General features: G+C 37.4%; 1 protein-coding gene and 1 pseudogene. Both read right to left on the bottom strand.

Annotation, left to right across the window (positions count from 1 at the left end; genetic code table 11):
* Nucleotides 1-151 precede the first annotated feature (151 nt).
* Nucleotides 152-416: pseudogene (locus tag ACFIMU_RS08670) on the bottom strand (YadA-like family protein); the annotation flags it as partial.
* A gap of 318 nt (nucleotides 417-734) precedes the next feature.
* The coding region (locus ACFIMU_RS08665) for a YadA-like family protein (RefSeq protein ID WP_375607607.1) at nucleotides 735-991 on the bottom strand (257 nt) is incomplete at its 5' end.

The following is a 991-nucleotide window of genomic DNA, read 5'->3' as shown; positions in this document are numbered from 1 at the left end:
TAAAACCTCAAAATTTATAGTGTCATCAAATATTATGCTTATCTCTAGATAAATACTGTGAATCTGTAAAAAAATATTCACACTCATTTTAATAAAATAAGAATAAATGTCGTTAAAAGAATCCCTTGCTATCATCAACGCAGCTTTAATCTTAAGCCAACACCTCTTCTCTAATCTCCGCAGAACTTGTTGCGGATATATTAGAGCAAATGAAGCCATCCTCTGATATATAACCTAGTACCAAGAGCAAATGCGGACTGATTGAGCCATATACCACTACCAAATGCAACACTTAACTTTCCTAGTGTATCGTTATAACGCAAACCTGCCACTGCCAAACCAACAGTCGCTGCTTGTCTTGCCTCTTTCCGAACATCTTCAATGGCATAACTAAACATTTCAAATTTCATATCGGTGGAGGATTACGATTCGTTAACACCATTATTCATCGCATTATCCTTGGATTCAGAAAAGTATTTATCTACATTTTTTTTGCATCATCAAAAACTGTCTTATCCGCTGCTTACTGTCATGTAACAACCAACTACCCCCCTCCACGAATTCTGTCAAATTTGCGTAAAACACACCACTCTTCATACATTTTCTCTTTTTTTATTTTCAATATTAATGCTGACTTTGTTATTTGTGAGAGCCGTTCTTTTAATCGTGTAACTCTTTTCGCCCTTGTCTCGTATAGACAGGAGCGTTTTTGAAAATAATCGTAGTGAATTTTATTAATTTAGAGTTAAGCTTAATCCTACACCGACACCCCAGTGCCCTCCGGCATTTGTCACAGATAGACTAGAGCGGATATTTCCATCTTCAGATGTATAACCAGCACCAAGAGCAAATGCGGACTGATTGAGCCATATACCACTACCAAATGCAACACTTAACTTTCCTGGTGCATCATTGTAACGTAAGTTGGACACCGCTAGACCAATAGCAGCAGCTTGTCTTGCTTCTTTCCGAACATCCTGAATAGCATAAT

Origin of the sequence: Bartonella sp. AC70YNML, from assembly GCF_042196545.1 — a bacterium.
Taxonomy (GTDB): domain Bacteria; phylum Pseudomonadota; class Alphaproteobacteria; order Rhizobiales; family Rhizobiaceae; genus Bartonella.
This window is presented reverse-complemented; position numbering and strand designations above follow the sequence as displayed.